9 protein-coding genes are annotated in these 7,832 nt (G+C 60.4%); 6 read left to right on the top strand and 3 right to left on the bottom strand.

Annotated elements, in window-relative coordinates; all coding sequences use genetic code 11:
* The 6 genes from JWR14_RS00045 to JWR14_RS00020 all read left to right on the top strand — a co-directional run.
* The coding region (locus JWR14_RS00045; RefSeq protein WP_299699274.1) for an iron-containing alcohol dehydrogenase at positions 1-422 on the top strand (422 nt) is incomplete at its 5' end.
* A gap of 3 nt (positions 423-425) precedes the next feature.
* Positions 426-863, top strand: a complete 438-nt coding sequence (locus tag JWR14_RS00040) for a thioesterase family protein (protein WP_299699272.1) — start codon at positions 426-428, stop codon at positions 861-863.
* 10 nt (positions 864-873) lie between these two features.
* Complete coding sequence (locus tag JWR14_RS00035; RefSeq protein WP_366144492.1) at positions 874-1,827, top strand: branched-chain amino acid ABC transporter permease; 954 nt, start codon at positions 874-876, stop codon at positions 1,825-1,827.
* Positions 1,814-2,995 carry a branched-chain amino acid ABC transporter permease gene (locus JWR14_RS00030; RefSeq protein WP_299699270.1) on the top strand — a complete coding sequence of 394 codons (1,182 nt, stop codon included), beginning with the start codon at positions 1,814-1,816 and terminating at the stop codon, positions 2,993-2,995. Before JWR14_RS00035 ends, JWR14_RS00030 begins: the two co-directional genes overlap by 14 nt.
* Entirely contained in the window at positions 2,992-3,732 is a 741-nt protein-coding gene (locus tag JWR14_RS00025; protein ID WP_299699269.1) for an ABC transporter ATP-binding protein, read from the top strand. Before JWR14_RS00030 ends, JWR14_RS00025 begins: the two co-directional genes overlap by 4 nt.
* Positions 3,729-4,430, top strand: coding sequence for an ABC transporter ATP-binding protein (locus tag JWR14_RS00020; protein WP_299699267.1), 702 nt, complete (start codon positions 3,729-3,731; stop codon positions 4,428-4,430). Before JWR14_RS00025 ends, JWR14_RS00020 begins: the two co-directional genes overlap by 4 nt.
* A 1-nt stretch (position 4,431) precedes the next feature.
* Here JWR14_RS00020 and iolB read toward each other — a convergent pair whose 3' ends face one another.
* From iolB to iolD, 3 genes are all read right to left on the bottom strand, one after another.
* A complete protein-coding gene (gene iolB / locus JWR14_RS00015) occupies positions 4,432-5,241 on the bottom strand; it encodes a 5-deoxy-glucuronate isomerase (RefSeq protein WP_299699265.1) in 810 nt (269 codons plus the stop codon).
* Positions 5,238-6,143: a myo-inosose-2 dehydratase gene (gene iolE, locus JWR14_RS00010; protein ID WP_299699263.1), complete on the bottom strand. Its 906-nt coding sequence runs from the start codon at positions 6,141-6,143 to the stop codon at positions 5,238-5,240. Before iolE ends, iolB begins: the two co-directional genes overlap by 4 nt.
* 3 nt (positions 6,144-6,146) lie before the next feature.
* The coding region (iolD, locus tag JWR14_RS00005) for a 3D-(3,5/4)-trihydroxycyclohexane-1,2-dione acylhydrolase (decyclizing) (RefSeq protein ID WP_299699261.1) at positions 6,147-7,832 on the bottom strand (1,686 nt) is incomplete at its 5' end.

Below are 7,832 nucleotides of genomic sequence, written 5' to 3'. Positions count from 1 at the left end.
TGAGCGCGTCGATGCAGGGCGCCATGGCATTCCAGAAGGGTCTGGGCTGTGTGCATTCGCTGTCACACCCGTTGGGCGGACTGGTCGTGAACGGGCGCACCGGGCTGCATCACGGCACGCTGAATGCAGTTGTTTTGCCGGCTGTCCTGCGCTTCAACGAAAGCGCGCCGAGCGTGGTGGCCGACAAGCGTTTCGCACGCATGCGCCGTGTGATGAATCTCGCCGCCGATGCCGATCTCGCTCAAGCCGTCCACGAAATGACCGAGCGTCTCGGCCTGCCGACGCGCTTGTCGCAAATGGGTGTGGAGCAAGATATGTTCGACAAGGTGATCAAGGGTGCGCTTGCCGATCATTGCCACAAGACCAATCCGCGTGAAGCGAGTGCGGACGATTATCGGCGGATGCTGCAGGAGTCGTTCTGATTCATGAGCCGCCCTGTCCCAACAACACGCGCCGATTATCCGCATTTCCTCTCGATCGATACGCGCTGGTCTGATAACGATCTCTACGGCCACGTGAACAACGTGGTGTATTACAGCTACTTCGATACGGTCGTGAACGAGTATCTGATCCGGTACGGCGCTCTCGATCTGAAATCCGGCAAGACCATCGGGCTGGTGGTGGAAACACATTGCAGCTACTTCGCTTCGCTGGCGTTTCCAGAACGTATCGATGCCGGTCTGCGCGTGGCCCGGCTCGGCTCCACGAGCGTGCATTACGAAGTGGGTATTTTCAGTGCGGGTTCTGAGCAAGCCGCGGCGCAAGGGCATTTTGTGCACGTCTATGTCGATCGCGAGTCGCGCCGTCCGGTGCCGTTGCCGGAAGCGCTGGTTGCGGCGCTCAAGCCGCTTGTGAACGGTTAGTTCGCGTAACGTGACCTCGTTCGTTCAGTGGTTCGCGATCAACCTTCTGAATGGAGTGAGCGTCGGGTTGCTGCTGTTCATGCTCTCAGCGGGATTGACGCTGATCTTCAGCATGATGGGGGTGCTCAATTTCGCTCACGCGAGCTTTTATATGCTCGGCGCGTATGTGGGTTACGCGCTCGCGGCGCACGGGGGCTTCTGGTTCGCGTTGGTCGTTTCACCTTTGCTCGTTGGCGCGCTCGGCGGACTATTCGAACGGTTTTTATTGCGTCGGATTGAAACGCGCGGTGCGCTCGCCGAGCTTCTGCTGACGTTCGGTGCGGCTTATCTGATCGCAGAAGTTGTAAAGCTTGTCTGGGGTCTTGCGCCCATCAACGCGGTTGTGCCTTTCTCTCTTGATGGCCCGTTGTTCACGCTCTACGGCGCCGCCTTCCCGCGTTATCGCGCGTTCATGATGGGTGTGTCGCTGGCCATGTTGCTGGCTTTGTACGCCGTGCTGCGGGTCTCGCGAATAGGGCTCGTTGTAAGAGCAGCGCTTACGCATGCGGCGACTGTCGAGGCGCTTGGTCATAACGTTCCTCGTGTGTTTACGCTGGTATTCGCTACCGGCACCGCGCTCGCTGCGCTGGCCGGCGTCATCGGTGCGCCGTTGTTCGTGATCGAACCTTCGATGGCCGAGAACATCGGGCCCATTGTGTTTGTGATTGTGGTTGTGGGCGGGCTGGGGTCGGTGGGTGGTGCGCTGGTGGCATCGCTTCTGATTGGTTGCGTGCAGACGTTTGCCGTTGGGACTACGTTATCGCTGGGTGGTATTGCACGGCTTGCTGGCGCTTCGTTGCCGCCCGCGTGGGCCGCATTGAACGTCGCGCAGATCGCGCCTGTGCTGCCATTCGTCCTGCTCGTCGCGATGCTCGCAGTGCGTCCGCGTGGACTATTCGGGCAGCGTGGCGATGACGATGTTTAACGTGCGTGCTTCCTCACGTCAGGCACTTCCGTGGCTATTGCTCGTAGCCGGTCTTGCGTTGCCACCGGTCTTCAGCTCGCAGAGCTGGCTGCTCGCCTATTTCGCGCAAACCGCGACCATGATCGTGTTCGCACTCTCGTTCAATCTGCTGCTTGGCGAGACAGGATTGCTGTCGTTTGGGCATGCTGTTTACGCCGGTCTCGGCGCGTTCGCCGCTGCGCAAATCTTCAATCGATACCCCGTGCCGCTGCCTTTGTTGCCCCTGATCGCCGGCGTATCGGCGGCGCTTGTGGGCGTTGTGTTCGGCTTCTTTTCGACGCGTCGCGCCGGTACGACATTCGCGATGATCACGTTGGGCATTGGTGAGCTCGTCGCGGCGGGCGTGTGGCTTGTGCCTGGATGGTTCGGTGGCGAAGGCGGTGTTCCTGTCGATCGTTCGAGTGGTCCAGTCATCTTCGGCTTGAATTTCGGGCCTTCGATCCAGGCTTACGCGCTGATCGCCGGATGGTGCGTGGCGGCGTGTATCGGGATGTTTCTTTTCTCGCGCACGCCGTTCGTGCGCGTGGCGAATGCGGTCCGCGATAACCCCGTGCGTGCGGCGGCAATCGGCTTCGATCCACGCCGTGTGCGGCTTACGATGGTGATCGTCGCGGCGTTTTTCGCGGGCGTGGCGGGCGGGCTTGGGCTGATCAATGTGGAACTGGCATCGGCGGAAGGAGTAGGGCTCGCGCGCTCGGGAAGTGTGCTGATTGCAGCCGTGATCGGCGGGACAGCTACGTTCCTTGGGCCCGTTTTGGGGGCCGTGATAATCACGTTTTTCAGCGTGGTGGTGGGGAGTATCTCGCCGGCGTGGGTGGCCTATCTTGGGCTGTTTTTTGTCTGGGTTGTGGTGGTGGCGCCTAAGGGCTTGGTGGGACTTATCGCCGCGCTATCACGCAAGGGTTACGTGGCGATCACGTTCTCATTGTGCGCTGCTGTCGCGTGGCTGCTGGCGATCGTAATCGCTATGGAACTCGCCTACGCGCTGCAATTCGATAGCCATGGCGATGGTCTTGCACACATTGCCGGTTTCCTCCTTGATGGCCGACGTGCGACTCCCTGGTGCCTGGCGTTCTTTGGTGCGGTGATTGCTGTCCTTTTCACCCGAAAAGCCCGGAGCGCACGATGAACACCGCGCTCGAACTAAAGCAGATCACGAAGCGTTTCGGTGCGACGCAGATACTTCGTGGCGTCGATCTGAGCGTTCGCGAAGGCGAGCGTCATGCGCTGATCGGTCCCAACGGTTCGGGCAAGTCCACTTTGTTCGACCTGATCGCGGGACGCACGCAACCGACGAGCGGCCACATTGTGCTGAACAGCATCGACGTGACCTCAATGCCGGCTCATCGGCTGGGACGCAAAGGCCTTGCGCGCAGCTTCCAGACCACGAGCGTGTTCACGGGTCTCACCGTCTGCGATAACGTCCGTTGCGCGGTGCTCGGATCCCGCACGGCCACGTGGAAAGACCGATGGTTCCGTTCGAGCGTGATTGATGAGGCGGCGCATCGGGTGATGACGGCTATCGGACTTGCCGATCGTAGCGATGCGCTCGCCGCCAGCCTCAGCTACGCCGAATCACGTTCTCTTGATCTGGGCCTCGCATTGGCCACGGGCGCGTCCGTATTGTTGCTCGATGAACCCACCGCCGGCATGAATCGCGCCGAAGCCGCGCGAGCGCTCGCGTTGATTCGTGAGACGACGCAGGGCAAGACATTGTTGATCGTGGAGCACGATATGGAAGCGGTGTTCGCGCTCGCCGATTGCATTTCAGTGCTTGTACAAGGCCGTATTATCGCGACGGGAACGCCCGCTGACATTGCTGCGGACCCGGTGGTTCGCTCAGCCTATCTCGGCGAATTGCCATGACGACGCTGCTTGAAATCGATAACCTGAACGCCTGGTATGGCGCGAGTCACGTGCTGCACGGTGTGAGTTTGCGTATCGGCGAAGGCGAGATCGTGGCCTTGGCAGGACGCAACGGATCGGGACGTTCGACGCTCGCGAAAGCACTGATGGGACTGGTGGCCGCGCAAGGCATGGCGAACTTTCGCGGGGTATCGATGCTCGGAAAACGCCCTTATGAAATTGCTCGCATGGGCGTGGGCTACGTGCCGGAACAACGTGATATTTTCCCGACGTTGAGCGTGAGAGAAAACCTGCTGCTTGGCATGAAGAGGGGTGGATCACGCTTCACCATCAACGACGCGGAGCAACTTTTTCCCGTGTTGCAAGAACGCGCTTCCGTGAAGGCCCGGATGTTGTCGGGAGGCGAGCAGCAAATGCTTGCGCTGGCTCGCACGTTGATGGGCGATCCGTCGTTTGTCATCGTCGATGAACCTACGGAAGGGCTCGCGCCACAGGTCGTGGAGCAAGTCTCTTCATGCTTGGCGAGCTTGCGGGACCGTGGCGTGGCGATTCTTTTGATCGAACAACGCATGAGCATGGCGCGTGATCTGGCGATGCGTGTTGCCGTGATGGGTCACGGCAGAATCGTCTTCGACGATACGCCCGCCGCGCTTGCCGCGAACGAGCGAGTGATCAATGAATGGCTTTCGGTCGGTTAACTTACGAAGCCTTGCTATCCCTCTCCACTATCCATTCGTGCTTCGGATCGTTTTTAAAGTGCCAGGTCCGCTTGTCGCCGGCCATCACGTTCAGGTAGTAGTTGTCGTAGCCATACGGCACCACGACCGGATGATAACCACGCGGCACCATGACGATGTCATGATCTTCAACAGCCATGGTTTCATCGAGATCGCGTTCGTCGGTGTAGACGCGCTGGAACGCGAACCCTTGCGGCGGATTCAGCCGATGATAGTAAGTCTCTTCAAGCGAACTCTCCACCGGCACGTTGTCCTTGTCGTGCTTGTGCGGAGGGTAGCTTGACGCATGGCCGCCGGGCGTCTTCACTTCGACCACCAGCAAGCCCTCTGCAGGTTCGGTTTGCGGCAGAATATCGCAGACATATCGCGTATTCGCGCCTTTGCCGCGGGTCGAGCGTTTCATCTGCGAAGGCTCGATCAGCCGTGCCGGGTACTTGCCCGTAGCGGGCGCGCTTGCCACACCCACTTCAGCATCACGATCCGCGCGAATAGTCGCGGCGAGCTTGGGGGGCAGATAAACCGCGTAGGGTGCGGTGTCCTCGAACACGCTGTCGCGCGAGCCGAGCTTCTCCCATTTATGCTCGCCCGCTTCTATGCTCACCGTCCCCGACAACACGACGATGCACACCTCGCGCTGCGCTTCATGCACATGCACGACGTCGCCGGTTTCGAGCCGATAAGCGGCGAAGCCGACGTGTTTCCATAGCGCCGTTTCCGGCGTGACGCGCGCGATGGTCTGGCCTTCGCGCGATGCCTTGACTAGCAGGCTCATGCTGCCTCCTGAAGTGTTTGATCGACGAGCGTGCGCAGCGTCTTGTAGCCTTTTTCGGCGTACGCATAGCTGGTCGCAATGACGGGATCCTGCTCGGCTTCGACCACGAGCCAGCCGCGATAACCGTGCTGCTTCAACCGGGCGATGATCGATGGAAAATCTACTGTACCGTCACCCGGAACGGTGAACGCGCCGTTGATCACGGCTTCCAAAAAGCTCCAGTTCCGGTTCCGTGCAAGCTTAATGATATCTGGCCGCACATCCTTGCAATGCACATGGCACACGCGTTCGATGTGCTTATTGAGCATCGTCAGCGGATCACCGCCGGCGAACGTGATGTGACCGGTATCGAAGAGCAGTCCCACCGCTTCATTGGTGAGGCTCATCAGTCGATCGACATCCGCAGGCGTTTCCACATACGCGCCCATGTGATGGTGATAAGCCACCCGGACGCCACGCGAGAGCGTGTATTCAGCGAAGGTGTTCAAGCGTGTTGCATACTCGTTCCAGCGGTCATCGGAGAAGAAGCGCGGTCGTTGATACAGCGGTCGCGGTGACCCCTGGATCGAGTCCGATACTTCGCCATAGACCATGACCGTCGCGCCGTTTTTCGCGAGCAGGTCGAGATGCGGACCTACAGCCGCGATCTCATCTTCGGCGCTGCGTTCGGCGAGCCGTCCGGAGTACCAGCCGGAGACGAGCGCGAGGTCATACCCGGCGAGCAGCGTTTTCAACGCGTCCGGTTCGCGCGGAAATTTGTTACCCAGTTCAAACCCCTCGTAGCCGATCTGCCTGCCTTCGGTCAGGGCGACGCTTAGCGGTGTCTCACCGCCGAGCGAGGGCAGGTCGTCGTTCATCCAGGACAGTGGATTAATGCCGATCCGTACATCGAACGTGCTCATCGATTATTCCTTCGTGCGCTTCGAACGCGCCGTGATTTCATGTTCATAGTTTGCGCGCGCCGAGCGCACCGCTTCACGCGACGACACTTCAGGCACCGCGACTTCCCACCAGCAGCCGCCTTCTTCCGTGGGACGCGCCGGATCGGTGTCGATGCTGATCAGATACGAGCGTGTGGAAGCCCGTGCACGTTGCATCGCGGCTTCGAGTTCATCGATATTCGCCACATGCTCAGCGCTCGCGCCCAGCGAGCGTGCGTGCATCGCGAAGTCGATAGCAGGTGCGCCTTCGGGACCCTGGCGGCAATCGTCGATCAGGTTGTTGAACGGCGCGCCGCCGCATGCCTGCTGCAAGCGATTGATACAGCCGTATCCGCGATTATCGAGCAACACGACAATCAGTTTCGCCCCGAGCATGACGGAAGTCGCGAGCTCGCTGTTCATCATCAGATAGCTGCCATCGCCGACAATCACGATCACCTCACTTGCCGGCCGTGCGAGTTTCGCACCGAGCCCGCCGGCGACCTCGTAGCCCATGCACGAGTATCCGTATTCGACGTGATAACCGCCCGGTGTGCTCGTGCGCCAGAGCTTTTGCAAGTCGGCCGGCAGCGTTCCTGCGGCACATACCACCACGTCATGCGCTGCCGATTGCGCGCTGGAACGCTGCACCGCGCCAATCACGTCGGCTTCGCGCGGCAACGTGTTGTCGTCTTGCTGCGCGTTGATGACCTGGTCGACGGTGGCACGCCAGCTATCCGCGAGTTCGTGCGCACGTGCGGTCCACGGCGGCGACGCACGCCAGTCGTCGAGCGCGGCGCTTAATGCGCCTAGGGCGAGACCCGCATCGGCTTCCACTGATAAAGCGCCTTGTTTCAGCGCATCGAATGCATTTGCGTTAATGCCAACCAGCTTCGCCTGCGTGAACAGCGTGTTCGATCCGGTCGTGAAATCCTGTAGTCGTGTACCGACCGCGATCACGCAATCTGCGTCGTGCGCGAGTTCGTTGGCCGCCTCTGATCCCGTCACGCCGATACCGCCAAGATTCAGCGGATGGTCCCATGCGAGCGCGCTTTTCCCGGCCTGTGTTTCGGCAACGGGGATGCCGTGGCGCTCGGCGAAAGAGCGCAATGCATCTGTTGCCAAGCCGTAGAGAACACCGCCGCCCGACACAAGCAACGGTTTTTTAGCCGCACGCAATGCAGCGGCGGCGTGCGCAATTTCTTCATCGATGGGCGAGGGCGTGTGAAACGGAACCATACGCGGCTCGAAGAACGACGCAGGGTAGTCATAGGCCATCGTCTGCACGTCTTGCGGCAGCGCGAGCGTCACCGGTCCGCATAATGCGGCGTCCGTCAGCACGCGCATTGCGCGTGGCAACGCTGTCAGTAACTGCGCCGGATGCACGATACGATCGAAGTAACGGGAGACAGGTTTCAACGCGTCGTTCGCGGAAATACCGCCATCGGCGAAATCTTCTACTTGCTGCAAGACCGGATCGGGGGCGCGTGACACGAACACATCGCCGGGTAGCAACAACACCGGCAACCGGTTCACGTGCGCGAGCGCAGCAGCCGTTACCAGGTTCGTCGCGCCCGGACCAATGGACGTGGTCACCGCCATCATGCGGCGTCGAAAGTGTGCCTTCGCGTACGCAATAGCCGCATGCGCCATCGCCTGCTCGTTATGCGC

This window comes from Caballeronia sp. (assembly GCF_028292365.1).
GTDB lineage: Bacteria > Pseudomonadota > Gammaproteobacteria > Burkholderiales > Burkholderiaceae > Caballeronia.
This window is presented reverse-complemented; position numbering and strand designations above follow the sequence as displayed.